General features: G+C 73.0%; 17 protein-coding genes. 9 read left to right on the forward strand and 8 right to left on the reverse strand.

Annotation, left to right across the window (positions count from 1 at the left end; all coding sequences use genetic code 11):
- Positions 1–76: 76 nt before the first annotated feature.
- The 4 genes from ACHZ99_RS22175 to ACHZ99_RS22190 form a co-directional block, all read right to left on the reverse strand.
- On the reverse strand, positions 77–868 hold the full coding sequence (locus tag ACHZ99_RS22175) for a succinate dehydrogenase/fumarate reductase iron-sulfur subunit (RefSeq protein WP_420306450.1): 792 nt from the start codon (positions 866–868) through the stop codon (positions 77–79).
- Positions 865–2,874 carry a fumarate reductase/succinate dehydrogenase flavoprotein subunit gene (locus tag ACHZ99_RS22180; RefSeq protein WP_420306451.1) on the reverse strand — a complete coding sequence of 670 codons (2,010 nt, stop codon included), beginning with the start codon at positions 2,872–2,874 and terminating at the stop codon, positions 865–867. The genes ACHZ99_RS22175 and ACHZ99_RS22180 overlap by 4 nt, the downstream gene beginning before the upstream one ends.
- Before the next feature lie 41 nt (positions 2,875–2,915).
- Positions 2,916–3,749, reverse strand: coding sequence for a hypothetical protein (locus ACHZ99_RS22185; protein WP_420306452.1), 834 nt, complete (start codon positions 3,747–3,749; stop codon positions 2,916–2,918).
- A 126-nt stretch (positions 3,750–3,875) separates the two neighbouring features.
- Positions 3,876–4,166, reverse strand: a complete 291-nt coding sequence (locus tag ACHZ99_RS22190; protein ID WP_420306453.1) for a hypothetical protein — start codon at positions 4,164–4,166, stop codon at positions 3,876–3,878.
- Between the two features lie 357 nt (positions 4,167–4,523).
- On the opposite strand from ACHZ99_RS22190, the gene ACHZ99_RS22195 reads away from it, so the two are divergent.
- The 9 genes from ACHZ99_RS22195 (at position 4,524) to ACHZ99_RS22235 (ending at position 16,284) form a co-directional block, all read left to right on the forward strand.
- Positions 4,524–6,680 (forward strand): ABC transporter family substrate-binding protein, encoded by a 2,157-nt coding sequence (locus tag ACHZ99_RS22195; protein ID WP_420306454.1) that lies wholly within the window; start codon positions 4,524–4,526, stop codon positions 6,678–6,680.
- Positions 6,681–6,824: 144 nt separating this feature from the next.
- Entirely contained in the window at positions 6,825–7,175 is a 351-nt protein-coding gene (locus ACHZ99_RS22200; RefSeq protein WP_420306455.1) for a hypothetical protein, read from the forward strand.
- Positions 7,176–7,214: 39 nt separating this feature from the next.
- Positions 7,215–7,460, forward strand: coding sequence for a DUF3349 domain-containing protein (locus tag ACHZ99_RS22205; RefSeq protein ID WP_420306456.1), 246 nt, complete (start codon positions 7,215–7,217; stop codon positions 7,458–7,460).
- A gap of 128 nt (positions 7,461–7,588) precedes the next feature.
- Entirely contained in the window at positions 7,589–9,463 is a 1,875-nt protein-coding gene (gene typA, locus ACHZ99_RS22210; protein WP_420306457.1) for a translational GTPase TypA, read from the forward strand.
- Between the two features lie 696 nt (positions 9,464–10,159).
- Entirely contained in the window at positions 10,160–11,803 is a 1,644-nt protein-coding gene (locus ACHZ99_RS22215) for a peptide ABC transporter substrate-binding protein (protein WP_420306458.1), read from the forward strand.
- 45 nt (positions 11,804–11,848) lie between these two features.
- Positions 11,849–12,772, forward strand: a complete 924-nt coding sequence (locus ACHZ99_RS22220; protein ID WP_420306459.1) for an ABC transporter permease — start codon at positions 11,849–11,851, stop codon at positions 12,770–12,772.
- Complete coding sequence (locus ACHZ99_RS22225) at positions 12,765–13,727, forward strand: ABC transporter permease (protein ID WP_420306460.1); 963 nt, start codon at positions 12,765–12,767, stop codon at positions 13,725–13,727. Before ACHZ99_RS22220 ends, ACHZ99_RS22225 begins: the two co-directional genes overlap by 8 nt.
- A gap of 21 nt (positions 13,728–13,748) precedes the next feature.
- Positions 13,749–14,756, forward strand: coding sequence for an ABC transporter ATP-binding protein (locus ACHZ99_RS22230; protein WP_420306711.1), 1,008 nt, complete (start codon positions 13,749–13,751; stop codon positions 14,754–14,756).
- A 385-nt stretch (positions 14,757–15,141) separates the two neighbouring features.
- Positions 15,142–16,284, forward strand: coding sequence for an ABC transporter ATP-binding protein (locus ACHZ99_RS22235; RefSeq protein WP_420306461.1), 1,143 nt, complete (start codon positions 15,142–15,144; stop codon positions 16,282–16,284).
- Between the two features lie 123 nt (positions 16,285–16,407).
- On the opposite strand, the gene ACHZ99_RS22240 is transcribed toward ACHZ99_RS22235, so the two are convergent.
- From ACHZ99_RS22240 to ACHZ99_RS22255, 4 genes are all read right to left on the reverse strand, one after another.
- The gene (locus ACHZ99_RS22240; protein ID WP_420306462.1) at positions 16,408–18,387 is read right to left on the reverse strand and encodes a hypothetical protein; all 1,980 of its coding nucleotides are present in this window, start codon (positions 18,385–18,387) and stop codon (positions 16,408–16,410) included.
- Between the two features lie 555 nt (positions 18,388–18,942).
- On the reverse strand, positions 18,943–19,518 hold the full coding sequence (locus tag ACHZ99_RS22245) for a DUF6113 family protein (protein ID WP_420306463.1): 576 nt from the start codon (positions 19,516–19,518) through the stop codon (positions 18,943–18,945).
- Positions 19,515–20,420 carry an N-acetyl-1-D-myo-inositol-2-amino-2-deoxy-alpha-D-glucopyranoside deacetylase gene (mshB, locus tag ACHZ99_RS22250; protein ID WP_420306464.1) on the reverse strand — a complete coding sequence of 302 codons (906 nt, stop codon included), beginning with the start codon at positions 20,418–20,420 and terminating at the stop codon, positions 19,515–19,517. The genes ACHZ99_RS22245 and mshB overlap by 4 nt, the downstream gene beginning before the upstream one ends.
- A gap of 59 nt (positions 20,421–20,479) precedes the next feature.
- Positions 20,480–20,674 (reverse strand): hypothetical protein, encoded by a 195-nt coding sequence (locus ACHZ99_RS22255; protein ID WP_420306465.1) that lies wholly within the window; start codon positions 20,672–20,674, stop codon positions 20,480–20,482.
- Between the last annotated feature and the right edge of the window lie 4 nt (positions 20,675–20,678).

Here is a 20,678-nt window from a genome sequence, read left to right on the forward strand (position 1 = left end):
CATCCCGAACCGGGACACGGGCGGCAAGTACCCTGCCGCCCGTGTCAGTGGTCCGACCGGTGGCGGACCCGTCCGGCTACTCCTTGCGGCGGAAGATCTTGTTCCCCAGCCACACCAGCGGGTCGTACTTACGGTCCGCCGCCCGCTCCTTGAGCGGGATCAGCGCGTTGTCGGTGATCTTGATGTGCTCGGGGCAGACCTCCGTGCAGCACTTGGTGATGTTGCAGTAGCCCAGCCCGTGCTCGTCCTGCGCCGTCGTCCTGCGGTCCAGCCCCTCGTCCGCGGCCGCGTCCAGGGGGTGCATGTCCAGCTCCGCGACCCGCATGAGGAACCGGGGGCCGGCGAAGGCCGCCTTGTTCTCCTCGTGGTCGCGCACCACGTGGCAGGTGTCCTGGCACAGGAAGCACTCGATGCACTTGCGGAACTCCTGCGAGCGCTCCACGTCCTCCTGCTGCATCCGGTACTCGCCGGGCGCCAGCTTCTCCGGCGGGACGAAGGAGGGGATCTCGCGGGCCTTCTCGTAGTTGAAGCCGACGTCCGTGACCAGGTCGCGCACGACGGGGAAGGCCCGCAGCGGGGTGACCGTGATGGTCTCGTCCCGCTCGAAGACCGACATCCGGGTCATGCACAGCAGCCGCGGCCGTCCGTTGATCTCCGCGCTGCACGAGCCGCACTTGCCCGCCTTGCAGTTCCAGCGCACGGCCAGGTCCGGGGCCTGCGTGGCCTGGAGCCGGTGGATGATGTCGAGGACGACCTCGCCCTCGTTCACCTCGACCGCGAAGTCCTCCAGGCCGCCGCCCTCGGCGTCGCCGCGCCAGACCTTGAAACGGGCGGTGTAACCCGTGCTCGTGGTGGGTGCCGTGGTCACTCGGTCGTCAGCTCCTCGTCCGTCAGGTACTTCACCAGCTCGTCCTTCTCGAAGAGATCGAGCAGATCGGACCGGATCGGCGGCATCTCGCGCTTCTCCAGCCGGATCTGGCCGCGCTCGGGGTCGGGGACGTCCCGCCCGGGCAGGGCGCCGCCGCCGGGGTCGGCGAGGCGGCAGACGAGGTTCTGCTTGCGCCAGTCGCGGTCCATCGCCGGGAAGTCGTCCCGGGTGTGGCCGCCGCGGGACTCGGTGCGCTCCCGGGCCGCGCGCGCGACGCACTCGCTGACCAGCAGCATGTTCCGCATGTCCAGCGCCAGGTGCCAGCCGGGATTGAACTGCCGGTGGCCCTCGACGCCGGCCCGCCGGGCGCGGGCGCGGAGGTCGCCGAGGCGGTTCAGCGCCTCGCTCATCTCCGCCTCCCGGCGGATGATGCCCACCAGGTCGTTCATGGCCTGCTGGAGCTCCTGGTGGAGCGTGTACGGGTTCTCCGGCGGCCGGGCGCCGTCGCCGTCCCCGGCGCCGGACTCCCCGGTCTCCGCACCGTCCGCACCGTCCGCCCCGGCCTCCGCGCTGAACGGGCGCAGCGCCTCCGCCGACGCCGCCGCGACCTGCTCCTCGTCGACCTCCGCGCGCCCCGCACCGGAACCCGCCGCGTCGCGCGCGTACTCGGCCGCGTGCAGGCCCGCGCGGCGCCCGAAGACCAGCAGGTCCGACAGGGAGTTGCCGCCCAGCCGGTTGGAGCCGTGCATGCCGCCGGCGACCTCGCCGGCCGCGAACAGGCCGGGCACGCCCAGCGCCGCCGCGGTGTCCGGGTCGACGTCGACGCCGCCCATCACGTAGTGGCAGGTGGGGCCGACCTCCATGGCCTCGGCGGTGATGTCGACGTCCGCCAGCTCCTTGAACTGGTGGTGCATCGACGGCAGCCGGCGCTTGATCTCCTCGGCGGGCAGCCGGGTGGACACGTCGAGGAACACGCCGCCGTGCGGCGAGCCGCGGCCGGCCTTGACCTCGGAGTTGATGGCGCGGGCCACCTCGTCGCGGGGCAGCAGCTCCGGCGGGCGCCGGTTGTTGTCCGGGTCCTCGTACCAGCGGTCGCCCTCGTCCTCGCTCTGGGCGTACTTCTCCTTGAAGACGTCCGGGACGTAGTCGAACATGAAACGTTTGCCCTCGCTGTTGCGCAGGACACCGCCGTCGCCGCGGACCGACTCGGTGACGAGGATCCCCTTGACCGAGGGCGGCCAGACCATCCCGGTGGGGTGGAACTGGACGAACTCCATGTTGATCAGCGACGCCCCGGCGAGCAGCGCGAGCGCGTGCCCGTCGCCGGTGTACTCCCAGGAGTTGGACGTCACCTTGAACGACTTGCCGATGCCGCCGGTCGCCAGCACCACCGCCGGCGTCTCGATCACGAAGAACCGGCCGGACTCGCGCTCGTAGCAGAACACGCCGGAGACCCGGCCGTCGGGATCCTTGAGGATCCGGGTGACCGTGCACTCCTGGAAGACCTTGATCCCGGACTCGTAGTCCCCGCCGGCCTTGAAGTCCTCCTGCTGGAGGGAGACGACCTTCTGCTGGAGCGTGCGGATCAGTTCGAGCCCGGTGCGGTCGCCGACGTGGGCGAGGCGCGGGTACTCGTGGCCGCCGAAGTTGCGCTGGGAGATCCTGCCGTCCTTGGTGCGGTCGAAGAGCGCGCCCCAGGTCTCCAGCTCCCAGACCCGGTCCGGCGCCTCCTTCGCGTGCAGCTCGGCCATCCGCCAGCTGTTGAGGAACTTGCCCCCGCGCATCGTGTCGCGGAAGTGCACCTGCCAGTTGTCGCCCGCGTTGACGTTGCCCATGCTGGCGGCGATGCCGCCCTCGGCCATCACGGTGTGGGCCTTGCCGAAGAGCGACTTGCAGATCACGGCGGTACGCAGCCCCTGCTCGCGGGCCTCGATCGCCGCCCGCAGCCCGGCGCCCCCGGCACCGACCACGACGACGTCCCACTGCTGCCGTTCGACTTGCGTCATTTTCTGTGCTTCGCCTTTCCCATCGGTCGGCTCCCTGCGGCTCAGAACAGCACCGGGTCGTCGAAGGCGCCGGTGGCCAGCAGGTATACGTAGAAGTCGGCGAGCCCCACGCTGATCAGGGACGCCCACGCCAGCTGCGCGTGGCGCGCGTTGAGCTTGCCCACCCAGCCCCAGGCGCGGTAGCGCAGCGGGTGCTTGGAGAAGTGCCTGAGCCGGCCGCCGACGATGTGCCGGCAGGAGTGGCAGGAGAGGGTGTAGAGCCAGATGAGCACGACGTTGATCCACAGGACGACGGTGCCGAGGCCCACGTGGCCCCACTCGTAGTCGCTGTTGCGGAACCCGAGGATCGCGTCGTACGTGAGGATCGCGGCGACCGCGAGCGCCGCGTAGAAGAAGTAGCGGTGGAGGTTCTGCAGGATCAGCGGGAAGCGGGTCTCGCCGGTGTACGTCTTGTGCGGCTCGGCGACGGCGCAGGAGGGCGGCGACGCCCAGAAGCCGCGGTAGTACGCCTTGCGGTAGTAGTAGCAGGTGAGCCGGAAGCCCAGCGGGAAGATCAGGATGATGGCGGCCGGGGACATGAACCACCAGTCGCCGAAGAGCGCGAAGTTCGGGCCGCCCTTCATGTCCACGCAGTCGGATCCGAGGCAGGGCGAGTAGAACGGGGAGACGTACGGCGCGGCGTAGTAGTCGTCGTTGACGAGGGCGCGCCACGTCGAGTAGATCACGAACGCCAGCAGCCCGGCGACGGTGGCGGTCGGCTGCACCCACCAGCGGTCGGTGCGCAGATGGCGCGCCGCGATGGCGGCGCGCCCGGGCGCGTGGACACCGCCCGGCTGGTCGGGGCTGGGCGGGCGTTCGGTTGTTCCGGTGGCCAAGGTTCTCTCCGGCGGGACGGGAGTAGTGGGGTCGGGGATGGACAGGGGTGCCGCGGCGGGCGGACCGGGGCCTGACGGCGGCCCCGGCGCCCCGCGGGTGGCGGGGGTGGCCCGGCGGCCGCCCGGCTAGGGGGCGTGCCGGCCGCCGGCGCCGAGTCCCTCGTCGTCGGCGTCGCGCCACAGGGTGTGGTCGTACGGCTGGTCGGTGATGGGGACCAGGGTCGGCCCCTCCTTCTCGGGGCCCTGGGCGGAGACCTCGCGCAGCAGGGCGAGGGACTCCCGCAGGTGGTCGGCGTCGGCACGCACGCGGCGCAGCTCCAGCGCGCCGGTGCCCATGCGCTGCTCCAGGCGGCCCACGGTGCGTACGAGGTCGTCGACGCAGCGCTGCGCTGCGGTCAGTTCTTCGTTCAGGGTCATGACATGCCCTCACGTCTTCGGTCGGGCGGCGCTAACTGGGCACCCCCCGCGGCCTTCGCGCACGGCGAAAGCGCGCTCGGGGCGCTTGTGGGGGGAAGTGTTGCGCGTCACGCGCTCGCTTGGGAAGACATCTGCAGATTTCCCCCTGCGGGGGTGAAGGACGAGGCCGGATCCTGCCGGTCCGTACGGAAAACTGACGGGCCGATCTCCCTACGACTGGGCCGGACGGGTGGCGTTGCGCGGCGCGCCCGCCGTGTCGCCCCGGGGTCCGGGCGGCGCTCGATTTAGGTGGCGGGACCGCAGAAGTGTGATGAGCGGCAAAAGACGCCGGAAGTGTGCATCACGGAGGTATCGAGCATGTCCCTTCACAGCCGCGGGCGGTACGCCGCCGTGCTGATCGCCGCGGGCGTCACGCTGCCCCTGGCGGGGTGCGACACCTCCCCGGACGGCGCGGCCGCCGCCGCGTCCGACGTGACCGCCGTCTCGCGCGAGCAGCTCCGGCCGGGCGGCACGGTCCGCTGGGCGGTGGACGAGGCGCCGGAGACGTTCAACGTCTTCCAGGCCGACGCCGGCGAGGCGACGGACCGCGTGGCGGGCGCCGTGCTGCCGCGGCTGTTCACCCTCGACGAGCACGGGCGGCCCACGGCGGACCCGGACTACCTGGAGAGCGTGGAGGTCGTCGAGCGCGCCCCCGAGCAGCGGGTGGTCTACCGGCTGAACCCCAGCGCGGTGTGGAGCGACGGGCGGCCGATCGGGGCGGAGGACTTCGAAGCCCAATGGCTCGCGCTGAACGGCGAGGACACCGCCTACTGGACGGCGCGGAACGCCGGGTACGACCGGATCGAGTCGGTGGCGGCCGGGGACGACCCGGGTGAGGTGGAGGTCGTCTTCGACAAGCCGTACGCGGACTGGGAGGGCCTCTTCTCGCCGCTCTACCCGATGAGCGTGATGAAGACGCCGAAGGCGTTCAACGACGCGTCGCGGACCGGGCTGCCGGAGGTCGCGGGCCCGTTCACGATCAAGGACGTCGAGGAGAAGCAGAAGAAGGAGAAGAAGAAGTACAAGGACGGCAAGAAGAAGGACGCCGGGAAGAAGGACGGCAAGAAGGACGGGAAGAAGAAGCGGAAGCGGGACGAGACCGCCGGGGACGACGTGAAGTCGGTGACCCTTGTGCGCAACCCCCGCTGGTGGGGCGACCGGGCGCTCCTCGACCGGCTCGTCTTCGCCGAGGTGCCGCGCGGCACCTCGCGCGAGGAGGCGCTGACCGCCGGCCGCCTCGACATCGCCGAGGTCGAACGGGACGAGGCCCTGGAGGCCGCCCGCGCCGCCGCGGCCGCGAAGGCCACCGTGCAGGTCGCCAAACCCGACCCGGACCAGGACGGCAAACCGGCGGACCGCGTCTCCCTGCCGCAGGCCGGCCCCCGCCCGTACCGGGTGCACCGGGCGCTGGAGCCCGCGTACACACAGCTCGCGCTCAACGGCAGCTCCGGCCCGCTCGCCGACGAGCGGGTACGCCGCGCCGTCGCCCGCGCCGTGGACCGCGGCACCCTGGCGCGCAGCGTCCTCGGCCCGCACGGGCTGCCCGCGAAGCCGCTGGGCAGCCACCTGCTCCTGCCGGGCCAGCCCGGCTACAGCGACCAGAGCGACGCGCTCGGCTCGCAGGACGTGCTGGCGGCCCAGAAGATGCTGGCCGAGGCGGGCTGGAAGGGCGGCCCCCGGCCCGGCGCGGCGGAGGCGAAGGGCTCCGGCGACGACAAGCCCGCCGCCGCGGCGCTGCCCACGTACGACCTGCCGCTGTCGGTCACGCGGCCGGCGGAGACGCAGCGCATCGCGCTGGACCGGCAGGCGGAGGTGTGGGCGGCCGCCGCGGAGCACGGCAGGTCCTCGAAGGCGTACAAGAAGGCCGTGAAAGCCGCGCGGGCGGCGCGCGCGGAGCTCGCCGAGCGGGCGTCGAGCGTGGCGCAACCGCCCCGGCAGCGGCCGTTCGTCAAGGACGGCAAGCCGCTGACGCTCCGCTTCGTCGTACCGGAGGGACCGGGCACGGAGCAGCTGCGGTCGGTGGCCTCGCGGGTGGTCAAGATGCTGGACAACATCGGCGTACGGACCGAGGTCGTGGAGGCCGGGGAGGCCGCCTACTTCGAGGACTACGTCGCGGCCGGCGAATACGACCTCGCGCTCTACTCCTGGCCCGGCACCCCCTACCCGGCCACCGACGCCCGCCCCATCTACGCCAAGCCCGTGCCGTCCCCCGACGGCTCCCTGGTCGTCGAGCAGAACTACACCCGCGTCGGCACCGACGCGATCGACCAGCTCTTCGACCAGGCGGTCGCCGAGCTGGACGACGAGGCCGCGCGGGAGCTGCTGACCCGCGCCGACGCCCGCATCTGGGCGGCGGCCGGCTCGGTACCGCTCTACCAGCGCCCGGAGCTGGTCGCCACCGACCGCGACCTCGCCAACGCCGGCGCCTTCGGCTTCGCCACCCCCCGCTACCAGGACATCGGCTACCGCAACTGACGCACCGGCCGGCGGGAACCGGCGGCCGCCCCGCACACGTCCTCCTCGCAGAAGATCGCGGAGATTGTCCGCCCTCGGCACCGCGCACGGCCCACCGGGCCGCACGGCTTCGCCGACGACACAGCCGGGGGCAGTGAGGTGACGATGCGGCCCTTTGCGCACTACCACGAACGGGAACTGCTGGCGGGCCCCGGCTTCCTTGAGGACCGGACCGAGCGTCGCTGCCCCGCCTGCGGAAACGTCGCGGTGCGCACGTACGCGTACCGCAGCTTCCAGCGTGCCGCCCCCTCGATCATCAGCTACCTGTGGTGCGCGTCGTGCCGGCGCTGCAAGGGCTGGACGGGACCGGACCTCGGGCGCTTCGAGCTGCCGGAACCGCTCTCCGCCGACGACCGCGACGAACTCCGCGGCGCAGGCATGGACGCGCTGTTCCGCAGGCTCGACGCCCTGTGGGAAGAAGGAACCCTGCCGCAGCAGATCACCCTTCACCGCTGAACCGGAGGCGCGCGTGTGGATCCCCGTCTGACACCCGTCTTGGCCGTGCTTCAGGAGGCGTTCCCCGCGGGAATCGACGACGAGGACTACCTCCCGCTGCTGGCCGTCCTCTCCGAGGGCCTCAGCGAGTGGCACGTCGGCGTGGTCGCCTCCGCCTTCCTGGGCGCCGAGCACCACCGCGTGATGAACGACGCCGCCCGCCGGCTGCCCCGGCCCCGGCGCGACCGCGCCGCCGCGCTCCGCGCCCGGCTGCAACGGCACGGCTGGGACCCGGACGAGGACTGACCCCGGGCCGGGCGGCGGTGGGCGGCGGTGGGCGGCGCGGGCGGGCGCCGGGGGCGGGACGTACGATAGGGACGGCCGTGGTCGATTCGCCCGGCAGACCCCCTCTAGCCCGGGAGCACCGCCCAGCCATGCCGACGCGCCAGGACATCCGCAACGTCGCCATCGTCGCCCACGTCGACCACGGCAAGACCACCCTGGTCGACGCCATGCTCAAGCAGGCCGGCGCCTTCGCCGAGCACCAGCTGCAGTCCGTCGACGACCGGGTCATGGACACCGGCGACCTGGAACGCGAGAAGGGCATCACCATTCTCGCGAAGAACACCGCGGTGAAGTACCACCCCAAGGGCGGCGGCGACCCGGTCGTCATCAACATCATCGACACCCCCGGCCACGCCGACTTCGGCGGCGAGGTCGAGCGCGGGCTGTCCATGGTCGACGCCGTCGTGCTGCTGGTGGACGCCTCCGAGGGACCGCTGCCGCAGACGCGGTTCGTGCTGCGCAAGGCGCTTCAGGCGCGGCTGCCGGTGATCCTCTGCATCAACAAGACGGACCGGCCCGACTCGCGGATCGCCGAGGTCGTGGACGACACGTACGACCTCTTCCTCGACCTCGACGCGGACGAGGAGCAGATCGAGTTCCCCATCGTCTACGCCTGCGCCCGCGACGGCGTCGCCTCGCTCACCCAGCCGGCGGACGGCACGGTGCCGGCGGACAGCGACAGCCTGGAGCCGTTCTTCTCCACCGTGCTGGACCACGTCCCCGCCCCGTCGTACGAGGAGGGCGCCCCCCTCCAGGCGCACGTGACGAACCTCGACGCGGACAACTTCCTCGGCCGCATCGCGCTGCTCCGCGTGGAGCAGGGCGAGCTGAAGAAGGGCCAGACGGTCGCGTGGATCAAGCGCGACGGCAGCATCCAGAGCGTCCGCATCACCGAGCTGATGATGACCGACGCGCTGACCCGCCGGCCCGCGCAGCTGGCCGGGCCGGGAGACATCTGCGCGGTCGCCGGCATCACCGACATCATGATCGGCGAGACCCTGGCCGACCCGGAGACCCCGGTGGCGCTGCCGCTGATCACCGTGGACGAGCCGGCCATCTCGATGACGATCGGGACGAACAACTCCCCGCTGGTCGGGAAGGGCGGCAAGGGCCACAAGGTGACCGCCCGGCTCGTCAAGGACCGCCTCGACCGCGAACTCGTCGGCAACGTGTCGCTGCGCGTGCTGCCCACCGAGCGGCCGGACGCCTGGGAGGTGCAGGGCCGCGGGGAGCTGGCGCTGGCGATCCTGGTGGAGACGATGCGGCGGGAGGGCTTCGAGCTGACGGTGGGCAAGCCCGAGGTGGTCACCAAGGAGGTCGACGGCAAGGTCCACGAGCCCGTCGAGCGGATGACGATCGACGCCCCGGAGGAGCACCTCGGCGCGATCACGCAGCTCCTCGCTGCCCGCAAGGGCCGGATGGAGACGATGACGAACCACGGCTCCGGCTGGGTCCGGATGGAGTTCGTCGTCCCCGCGCGCGGGCTCATCGGCTTCCGCACGGAGTTCCTGACGCAGACCCGCGGCACCGGCATCGCGCACTCGATCTTCGAGGGCCACGAGCCCTGGGTCGGCGAGCTGCGCACCCGCAGCAGCGGATCGCTCGTCGCGGACCGGACGGGGGCGGTGACGGCGTTCGCGATGACGAACCTCCAGGAGCGCGGGACGCTGTTCGTGGAACCGGGCACGGAGGTGTACGAGGGCATGATCGTCGGGGAGAACTCCCGCGCCGACGACATGGACGTCAACATCACCAAGGAGAAGAAGCTCAGCAACGTCCGGTCCTCCACCGCGGACATCGCCGAGTCGATCGTCCCGCCGCGGAAGCTGTCGCTGGAGCAGTCGCTGGAGTTCTGCCGGGACGGCGAGTGCGTGGAGGTCACGCCGGACACGGTGCGGATCCGCAAGGTGGTGCTGGACGGCCGCGAGCGCGCGCGGGCGGCGTCACGCGCCAAGCACGCGTAGCGCGTGCCGCGGGCGCCGCGGGTTCGGCGGCGCCGGGGCGGCGGTGTGCGGCCCGGGCGCGCCGGACGGTGGTGGAACGCTTGCGACGGGCGTGGTGCCGGGTTGGTGGGTGTGCGCGCCGGGTGCGCTGGGGATCCGCGAGGTGGTGCTGGACGGCCGCGAGCGCGGGGGCGGCGGCGTGCGCCGGGCGCGGTGTGGTGTCGAGAGGCGACGGGCCCCGCGTAGCGCCTGCCGCGGCGCCGCCAGGTCGGCGGTGCCGGGGTCGCGCCCGGGGACTGCGTCCCGCCGGGTGGTGTAGCCCTTTCGGCGAGCGGAACGCCGAGGTCGTGAGGCTGCGGCGGCCTCCTCCGGCGGGCAAGCCGCGACCGGCGAGGATCGCCGTACCGGCGCCCGCGGAAGCGTGCGCGCCGCCATCGCAGCGGGGCGCCCGGGCCCGGGTGCCTACACCACCGCAAGGGACGCGACCTGCCCGGGCCCCGTCGGCGACACCACCACAGGGCATGCGACCCGCGCCCCGGCGCCTCGCCTCATCCCCGCCGCGAAGCTCCGCCGCGCCGCGCCCGCGGCAGGCGCACCGCAGGCGTACCGCTCCATCCGGGCGGTTGTGCTCCCCCGATGGCGTGCCCCCGCAGGCGCGTATGCCCCTTGTGGGGTCTTATGTCACGTAAGTGATACTCAGGACCCTGGGAGGCACCCATGCGCCGAGCCACCCGCGCCTCGTGGACCGCTTGCGTCGTCTGCGCCGCGCTCGCCGCGACCGCCTGCGGCAGCGACAGCGGTGACGGCGGTGGCGGTTCGTCGGGCGGGGACGGCATCGTCACCGCGCAGTGGGGCGATCCGCAGAATCCGCTGGAGCCGGCGAACACCAACGAGGTCCAGGGCGGCAAGGTCCTCAGGCTGATCACCCGCGGGCTCGTCGTGTACGACCCGGAGACCGCCGAGCCGCAGAACATGCTCGCCGAGTCCATCGAGAGCGACGACCAGCAGAACTGGACGGTCAAGGTCAGGAAGGGCCACCGGTTCAGCAACGGCGAGCCGGTCACCGCCAAGTCCTTCGTCGACGCCTGGAACTACGCGGCCAACATCAAGAACCAGCAGGTCAACAGCAGCTTCTTCAAGTACATCGAGGGCTACGACGAGGTCCACCCGACCGACGCGGGCGCCGAGCCGACCGCGCAGAAGCTCTCCGGGCTGAAGGTCGTCGACGACTACACGTTTACCGTCAAGCTGTCGCAGAAGTTCTCCATCTGGCCCGACACCCTCGGCTACGCGGCCTTCGCGCCGCTGCCGCGGGCGTTCTTCGACAACCACGACGCCTACCTCGACAGGCCCATCGGCAACGGCCCGTACAAGATCGATTCGTACACCAGGGGCTCGTCGATGAAGCTCGTCAAGGACAAGAAGTACAAGGGCGACGACAAGGCGAAGAACGACGGCGTCGAGCTGAAGGTCTACACCGACCAGAACACGGCCTACACCGACCTCCAGGCCGGCAACCTCGACGTCGCCGACGAGCTGCCCGCCGGCCAGCTCGCCAACGCCGAGAGCGACCTCGGCGACCGCTTCATCAACCAGGAGGCGGGCATCATCCAGACCCTCGCCTTTCCCCTCTACGACGACGACTGGGGCGGGGAGGAGAACGTCGACCTGCGCCGCGCGATCTCCATGGCCATCGACCGCGAGGCAATCACCAAGCAGATCTACAACGACACCCGCGTCCCCGCCAAGGACTGGACCTCCCCGGTCATCGGCGAGAAGGGCGGCTTCGACCCCACGATCTGCGGCGAGCTGTGCCGTTACGACCCGAAGCAGGCCAAGAAGCTGATCCAGGACGCCGGCGGCCTCCCCGACGGCAAGCTGACCATCTCCTCCAACGTCGACACCGGCTCGCACCGGGAGTGGATGGACGCGGTCTGCAACAGCATCAACCAGACGCTCGGCAAGGAGAACGCCTGCGTCGTCAACCCGGTCGGCACCTTCGCGGACTTCCGCACCCAGGTCGTCGACCGCGAGTTCACGGGCCCGTTCCGCTCCGGCTGGCAGATGGACTACCCGCTGATCGAGAACTTCCTGGCGCCCACGTACTACACCGGCGCCTCGTCCAACGACGGCGAGTACAGCAACAAGGAGTTCGACAACCTCATCGACGAGGCCAACGCCGCCGAGGACACCGCCGCCGCCGTCGAGAAGTACAAGGACGCGGAGCGGCTCCTCGCCGAGGACGTGCCGTCGATCCCGCTGTGGTACCAGAACGGCCTCGCCGGCCACTCCGACCGGGTCTCCGACGTCAAGCTCGACCCCTTCAGCGTGCCGTTCTACCCGGACATCAAGGTCAACTAGCGGGAGAGCGGAGGGAGCGCGCACGCGACGAGAGGAGGGGCGCCCATGGGCCGCTACGTGATCCGGCGGCTGTTGCAGATGATCCCGGTGTTCATCGGCACCACGTTCCTCATCTTCTTCATGGTCTACGCGCTCGGCGACCCGGTCGCCGCCATGTTCGGCGACCGGGCGCCCGACCCGGCGACCGCCGCGCAGATCCGCCGGGACCTCAACCTCGACAAGCCCCTGTGGCAGCAATACGTGCTCTACATGGGCAACATCTTCACCGGCGACTTCGGCCGGGCGTTCAACGGCCAGCCGGTGCTGGACCTGATGCGCAACGCCTGGCCGATCACCGTCCGGCTCGCCCTGCTCGCCGTGCTCTTCGAGATGGTCATCGGCGTCGCCCTCGGCGTGGTCTCCGGGCTCAGGCGCGGCCGGGCGGTGGACACCGGGGTGCTGTTCGTGACGCTGGTGGTCATCTCCGTCCCCACCTTCGTCACCGGCTACGTGCTGCAGTACCTCCTCGGCGTCAAGTGGGGCTGGGTCAAGCCCGCCGTGTCCTCCGAGGCGCCGCTGAACGAACTGGTCCTGCCGGCGGTGGTGCTGGCGCTGGTGTCGCTGGCGTACACCACGCGGCTGACCCGTACCTCCGTGGCCGAGAACGCCCGCGCCGACTACGTCCGCACCGCCGTCGCCAAGGGCCTGCCGCGCCGCCGCATCACGGTCCGCCACCTGCTGCGCAACTCCCTCATCCCCGTCGTGACCTTCCTCGGCATCGACATCGGCAACCTCATGGGCGGCGCCATCGTCACCGAGCGGATCTTCAACATCCAGGGCGTCGGCTACCAGCTCTGGCAGGGCGTCCTGCGGCAGAACGCCCCGACGGTCGTCGGCTTCGTGACCGTCCTCGTCATCGTCTACCTGCTGGCGAACCTGCTGGTGGACGTCCTGTACGCGGTGCTCGACCCCAGGATCCGCTATGCCTGAGCGCTACCGGGAGAAGCAGCGGGCGGACTTCGCCACCCAGGAGGCGGAGTCGCTGCCCGGCAGCGACGTCCTCCAGGCCGAGCACGGCGGCGCCGCCGGGACGGACCAGCCCGCCCGCAGCCTGTGGTCCGACGCCTGGCACGACCTGCGCCGCAACCCCGTCTTCGTGGTCGCCGGGCTGCTCATCCTCTTCCTGGTCTTCATGTCGCTGTGGCCCGGCGTGGTGGCCAGCGGCAGCCCGTACGACTGCGACATCGCCAAGCGGAACCTCGGCGCCGAGTCCGGCCACCCCTTCGGCTTCGACAGCCAGGGCTGCGACGTCTACAACCGCACCGTCTACGGCGCCCGCGCCTCGCTGACCGTCTGCACCCTCGCCACCCTCGGCGCCGCCCTCCTCGGCACCGTGCTCGGCGGCCTCGCCGGCTACTTCGGCGGCTGGGGCGACGCGGTCCTGTCCCGGCTCACCGAGGTGTTCTTCGGCATCCCGATCCTCCTGGGCGGCCTGGTCTTCCTCTCCGTGGTCGAGAGCGGCTCCGTCTGGCCGGTGATCGGGCTGATCGTACTGCTCGGCTGGCCGCAGGTGGCGCGGATCGCGCGCGGCTCGGTGATCACCGCCAAGCAGAACGACTACGTGCAGGCCGCCCGCACCCTCGGCGCCTCCACCGGCCGCATCATGCTGCGGCACGTGCTGCCCAACGCGGTCGCGCCGATCATCGTCGTCGCGACCATCGCCCTCGGTACGTACGTGGCGCTGGAGGCGACGCTGTCGTTCCTCGGCGTCGGCCTGAAGCCGCCCACCATCTCCTGGGGCGGCGACATCTCCGGCGCCTCCCAGCAGATCCGCAACGCGCCGCACGCCCTGCTGTGGCCCGCCGGGGCGCTGAGCCTGACCGTGCTGGCGTTCATCATGCTCGGCGACGCGGTCCGCGACGCGCTCGACCCGAAGCTCAGGTGAGGTGGTGAGGGTGAGGTGCCCGTGACCGCGCTGCTCGACGTCCGCGACCTCCAGGTGGAGTTCCGCACCCGGGAGGGGGTGGCGAAGGCCGTCAACGGCGTCTCGTACGGCGTCGAGGCGGGCGAGACGCTGGCGGTGCTCGGCGAGTCCGGCTCCGGCAAGTCCGTCACCGCGCAGGCGGTGATGGGCATCCTCGACTCGCCGCCGGGCTTCGTCACCGGCGGGCAGGTGCTCTTCCAGGGCGAGGACCTGCTCACGCTGGGCCGCGAGGCGCGGCGCCGGGTGCGCGGCGAGCGGATGGCGATGATCTTCCAGGACGCGCTGTCGTCGCTCAACCCCGTGCTGAGCGTGGGCTTCCAGCTGGGCGAGATGTTCCGCGTGCACCGCGGCGCGAGCCGGGCGGAGGCGAAGGCCGGGGCGATCGAGCTGATGGAGCGGGTACGGATCCCGGCCGCCCGGCAGCGCGTGAACGACTACCCGCACCAGTTCTCCGGCGGCATGCGGCAGCGGATCATGATCGCGATGGCGCTGGCGCTGGGCCCGGAGCTGATCATCGCGGACGAGCCGACGACGGCGCTCGACGTGACCGTCCAGGCGCAGGTGATGGACCTGTTGGCGGAGCTGCGCGCGGAGACGGGGATGGGGCTCATCCTCATCACGCACGACCTGGGCGTGGTCGCGGACGTCGCCGACAAGATCGCGGTGATGTACGCGGGCCGGATCATGGAGACGGCGCCGGTCCACGACCTCTACAAGGCGCCGGCGCACCCGTACACCCGCGGGCTGCTGGACTCCATCCCGCGGCTGGACCAGAAGGGCCAGGAGCTGAGCGCCATCCGCGGCACCCCGCCCAGCCTGCTGGCGATCCCGCCGGGCTGCCCGTTCCACCCCCGCTGCCCGCGGGCGCAGGACGTCTGCCGGACGGACCGGCCGCCGCTGTACGAGGTGACGGACGACGCGGGGCGCCCTCTCGCCGGGCGGGGGAGCGCGTGTCACTTCTGGAGGGACGAGTTGCATGACCGGTCGTGAGGTGTCAGGAGGAGGTGGGCCGGGCTCGGCTGTCGAGGTTTCCGGTGAGGGGGTTCTCGTGCCGGTGGGGTCTGGCCGGCGAGGCCGCCGCGCGTGTCACTTCTGGAAGGACGAGTTGCATGACCGGTCGTGAGGTGTCAGGAGGAGGTGGGCCGGGTTCGGCCGTCGAGGTTTCCGGTGAGGGGGTTCTCGTCCCGGTGGGGTCTGGCCGGCGAGGCCGCCGCGCGTGTCACTTCTGGAAGGACGAGTTGCATGACCGGTCGTGAGGTGTCAGGAGGAGGTGGGCCGGGCTCGGCCGTCGAGGTTTCCGGTGAGGGGGTCCCCGTGCCGGTGGGGTCTGGCCGGCGAGGCCGCCGCGCGTGTCACTTCTGGAGGGACGGGTCGCATGGCCGGTGAGGTGTCAGCAGGGGGCGAGGCCCACGGCCGGGGGGCGGGGGCCGGCTCCGTGGCCGGGCTCCCGTCCCGGTCCGGCCCGGCCGGCGAGGCCACCGCCGAGACCATCCTCGAAGTGCGCGGACTCGTCAAGCACTTCCCCCTCACCCAGGGGATCGTCTTCCAGCGCCAGGTCGGCGCCGTACAGGCCGTCGACGGCGTCTCCTTCGACCTCCACCGCGGCGAAACCCTCGGCATCGTCGGCGAGTCCGGCTGCGGCAAGTCGACCATCGCCAAGATGCTGGTCAACCTGGAGCGGCCGACCGCCGGCGGGATCCGGTACAAGGGCGAGGACATCACCCGCCTGTCCGGGCGCGCGCTGCGGGCCGTGCGGCGCAACATCCAGATGGTCTTCCAGGACCCGTACACCTCGCTCAACCCGCGCATGACGGTCGGCGACATCGTCGGCGAGCCGTACGACATCCACCCCGAGGTGGCGCCGAAGGGCAGCCGCCGCACGCGGGTGCAGGACCTGCTCGACGTCGTCGGCCTCAACCCCGAGCACATCAACCGCTACCCGCACCAGTTCTCCGGCGGGCAGCGGCAGCGGATCGGGATCGCGCGCGGGCTCGCGCTGCGGCCGGAGATCATCGTCGCCGACGAGCCGGTCTCGGCGCTCGACGTGTCGGTGCAGGCGCAGGTGGTGAACCTGCTGGAGCGGTTGCAGGACGAGTTCCACCTGTCGTACATCTTCATCGCCCACGACCTGTCCGTGGTCCGGCACATCTCGGACCGGGTCGCGGTGATGTACCTGGGCCGGATCGTCGAGTCCGGCACCGACGAGGCGATCTACGCGCACGCCACCCACCCCTACACGCAGGCGCTGCTCTCGGCGGTGCCGGTGCCGGACCCCGAGGACCGCGAGACGCGCGAGCGGGTCCTGCTCGCCGGCGACGTGCCGTCGCCGGCGAACCCGCCGTCGGGGTGCCGGTTCCGGACGCGGTGCTGGAAGGCGCAGCCGGTGTGCGCGGAGAAGGACCCGGTGCTGGACGTGCCGCCGTGGTTCCGGGAGGCGGAGGGGGCGGTGGCGCACCCGTCGGCGTGCCACTTCGCGGCGGAGTGGGAGGACGAGGTGAAGCCGCCGGCGGGCGGGTAGGGGCCAGGCGCGCCGGACCGTCCGCCCCGGCGGCACGCGAACGGGCCCCGCGGCGGCACCGCGGGGCCCGTCGGCGTACGTCGTCGGCGCCTCGTCCGGCCGTCCGAGGACCCGCCGGAGGCGCTACGCGATCTCGATCACGCCCACCCGCTTCGCCGGGTCGGTCTCGCGCAGCGGCCCCATCAGCGCGCTCGCCACGTCGTTCGGCGTGATCTCCGTCTTGCTGCCGTCGCCGCGCTGGACGAGGAGCCCGTCGAAGGTGCTGCCGTACAGCGCCTCCAGCTCCTTCAGGTCGAACTTCGGCGCCAGCTTGCCGTTCGGCGTCGCCTGCATGGTGAGGAACTGCGAGATCGACCGCTCCGGGCTGAACTCGATGTAGCGGTCGCCCGCCTGCACCGAGACGTTGCCGGCCATGGCGGTCTTCGCGAAGCCGTCCATGGCGGCGTCGAACTCGGCCTGGCTGACGGCCGGCTGCTGCTGCGAGACCGGCAGCGTCACCGGCTTGTTCGGGCCGCCCGCGGCGCGCTCGTCGAACGCCTCCTGCACCGCGTTCATGGACCTGTCCACGTCCACGGCCTCGTGCGGCTCGCCCTTCACGGGCACCGCCTCGCCGTCGACGAACCGGATCATGCCGTCCTTGCCGCCGCCCGTCTCGTCGGCGACCTCCTGGAGCTGGGCGCGGAGCTTGTCCTCGTCGTCGACCATCGCCGGCTCGACCTCGCGGGAGCCGCCGAAGAGCGAGCCGATGACGGACACCGGGTTGTAGTCGCTGCCCATCGCCGAGCGGACGCTCTCCGCGGTGTCGATGCCGAGTCCGGCCGACTCCGGGGTCAGCTTCTGCTCCGCGTCGCCGACGCGGAGCACGAGCGGCGCCTTCGTACGCTCCTGGAGCGCCTCGTCCAGCTTGGCCACCGCCTGGTCGCGGGAGCTGCCGCCGATGTCGACGCCGAGGACGGTCGTGCCCTTCGGCACGTCGTCGTTGTTGAGGACGAGCCCGGCGCCGTACGCGATGCAGAGGATCCCGAAGACGCCGGCGCCGGCCATGACCGCCAGCTTCTTGCGGTCGCCGCGGGCGCGGCCCGACGGGCTCCCGGAGCGGGAGCGCGCGGCGGAGGCGGGGGCGGGCGGCGGTACGGGCGGGGAGTCGCCGCCCGGTACGGGGCCGGGGGGCGGCGCGGCGCCGGGGCCGGCGGGCGGCTGGCCGGGGGTGAGCCCCGGTGCGGGCGCGGCCCCCTGCGGGTACCGCGAGCCGTCCGGCCCGGGGGCGCTCTGCGGGATGCCGTGCGCCGGGGTGTGCCCGGGGCCCTGGCCCGCACCCTGCGGGCCGGCCTGCGGTACGCCGTGGGCCGGCGTGTGCCCCGGGCCCTGCGGCACCCCGTGCGCGGGGGTGGGGTCCGGGCCGGGCGGCACCGCGGGGATGCCGCCGACGGCGGTGTCGCCCATGCCGCCGGTGGGCGCCTGCGGCGCGGCGGCGCCGCGCAGGGTGCGGCCGGCGGCGGGGGCGGGCCCGAGGGGCATGTCGCCGGTGGCGGGGCCGGAGGTGGGCCCGGAGGGCACGCCGCCGGGCCCGGCCGGGCCGCCGCGGGGCGCGCCGTGGGCCGGAGCGGGGCGTACGGGCAGGGCGTTGGCCGGGTCGTCGCCGGCGAAGCCGTGTCCGCTCTCGCTGACCGGCACCTCCACGGACCCGGTGTCCGCGGGCGCCGGGTGCGCCTGCGGGACGCCGGCGGGCGGGGTGTCGGCGTGGCCGCCGGGACCGGCCGGACCGCCCGCTTCGACCGGCGGCGGGAAGGCGGGGAACGGGGTTCCGGAGCCGTCCGTGGTGCCGGTGGGGCCCGCGGGGGGCGCCATCGGCGGCTGGGCGGGCGGCTGGGCCTGCGGGGGGCCGGCGGGCGACGGGGGCGCCGCCCCGGGGGCGCCCTGGGCGGGAGCCTGCTCCCGCGGCGCCTTGCGGGGCGAGAACCAGTCGCTCGTCGCCGGCTTGGCGTCGCCGCCCTGGCCGTTCGCGCCCGCCGCGGCGGCCTGCGCCGGACCGGGCGGCGGGGGCGCCGGCGCGGCGGCGGCGTCGGGGTCCTCCGCCCCCTCTTCGAGGGGCTTGCGCACCACGACGGGCGGGATCGGCCGGGATCCGGGGATGTTGATCCGGATCCGGGTCGTCAGCGTCGTCTCGGTCGCGGGAACGCCCGCGTCGCCGTCCCGGCCCGCGCCCGTACCCGGAGCGGGCGCGGGGGGACCGGCGGTCGGCGAGTCCGGTCCCGCGTACGGCGGGGTTCCCGGCGGATACGCGGCGTCGCCGCGTCCCTCGGGACCGGATGGCGGACTGTCATTCTCTCGGCTCACGGCAGGTCTCCCGTAGTGCTCCGCCGCCCGTCATGGCACCCGCGGGCAGCTCGGCGGCGCGCACCACCATACTTGTCCGCTCCGTCGTCGACGGCCGACAACCGCATTCGGCCACCCGCCCGAAGGTGTACTCGACGGCCGCCGCCCGCCGTCCGTGCCCAACTGAGCACGTCACCCGGGGAGTCGGGCCGCCGCGTCGTTCCGGGCGGCGGGCGGGGGCGGGGTGGTGCACATCACAGCGGCCGGCGCCCCCGCGCCGGTCCGCTCCGCCGGCGGCGTACTTGACCGCTCCCGGCCGCCGCCCGCGTCCAACTGAGCACGTCACCCGGGGAGTCGGGCCGCCGCGTCGTCCCGCGCGGGCAGCGGGAGCAGGGTGGTGCAGATCACAGCGGCCAGCATCCCGCCGAAGAGGAAGAGCTGCGGGCCGAGTCCGGTGAAGACGAAGTCGCCCTCGGGGCGGTTGACGCCCACGGCCATCACCGCGAGCAGCCAGCCGCCGCCCGCGGCGAAGCCGCCGCCGCGTCCGCCGGCGGCCACCGCGGCGCCGTAGCAGAGCGCGCCGACGCCGGCGAGGGCGAGCAGTGTCCCGCCCGGCGACCAGGCCGCCTGGACGAGTGACCCGGCGATCCCGACGAGGGCGCCGAGCAGCAGCGCGGCCAGGTACACGAGGACGCGCCCGAGCGTCACGGGCTGCGCGAGCGCGCTGCCGGGGGGCGGCGCGGCAGGGCGCTCGCGGGGGCTCGTCGCGGCGGCGGCCCGGTTCCGCTTTCCCGCGTCCCCGCCGGTGCCCCCGCCGCCGTCGCCGCCGCCCGCGCCGCCCGCTTTCCCGGGGTTCGCGTTCCCCTTGCCGCCGGCCGCCGCCGGCCCGGGGCGTACGGCCCGCTTCCTGGCGCTCACGCCGTCACCTCCGCGAACAGGTCGGTCTCCGGGACCCCCGCGCCGCGCCGCGCGGCGTCCGCGCCGCCGGCGAGCCGGAAGTGCTCCGTGGTCAGAATCGGCTGGCCCAGCCCGTTGGAGAGGGCGAAGAACCCGTCGGCGACGGTGATCTGCGTCTCGTGCGCCGCCAGCGCGCGGGCCTTCGCGGCCGCGTACGCGCCGCCGTCCACGGCCGCGGTGACCTCGTCGTCCCCGACGACGCCCGACAGGTCCGCGAGGGTCGCCGGGCCGGCGAAGGGACCGGGGGCGGCGGCGAGTGCGGCGAGGCCCTCGGCCGCCGCGGTGCGCGCGACGCAGGTCCAGTAGATCCGGGCCACCGCCCACGGTGCGGCGGCGTCCCCGCCGGGCGCGCGGTACGCGGCGTCCGCGGCCAGCTCCGCGGCGCGGGTGGCGACGCGGTGGGCCTGGATGTGGTCGGGGTGGCCGTAGCCGCCGTCCGGGTCGTACGTGACGAGCACCTGGGGCCGTACCTCGCGGATCACCGGCACCAGCAGCGCCGCCGCCTCGTCGACGCCGGCGGCCCAGAAGGTGCCGGGGCGGCCGTTGGTGTCCAGGCCGCTCATGCCCGAGTCGCGGAAGCGCCCGGGGCCGCCGAGGAAGCGGTGGTCGGTGACGCCCAGCGCGCGCATGGCGGCGGCGAGTTCACCGGCGCGGTACGGGCCGAGCCGATCGTTCCGGCCGGGCCCCAGGTGAGCGAGGGAGGGCGGGATGATCTCGCCTTCCTCGCCCAGGGTGCACGTCACCAGGGTGACGTGGGCACCCTCGGCGGCGTACCGCGCCATGGTGGCGCCGGTGGTGATCGTCTCGTCGTCCGGATGCGCGTGCACCAGCAGCAGCCTGCGCGCCGGAAGCTCCCTGCTCATGCGGAGAGCCTAGACGAGGCGGCGGCGGGCCCCCGGGGGCCCCGGGAGCGGAGCCCGGATCAGAACTTGATGCTCTCGATCATGCCCGCGACGTTCTGCGTGACGTCGTCGATGGTGGGCGCCATCGACGAGCTCGCCAGGTAGAAGCCGAGGAGGATGCACACGACCGCGTGCCCGCCCTTCAGGCCGCTCTTCTTCACGAGCAAGAAGACGATGATCGCAAGCAGCAGCACGAGCGAGATCGACAGAGCCACAGCG

This window comes from Streptomyces sp. MAR4 CNX-425, assembly GCF_048656465.1.
Lineage (GTDB): Bacteria > Actinomycetota > Actinomycetes > Streptomycetales > Streptomycetaceae > Streptomyces.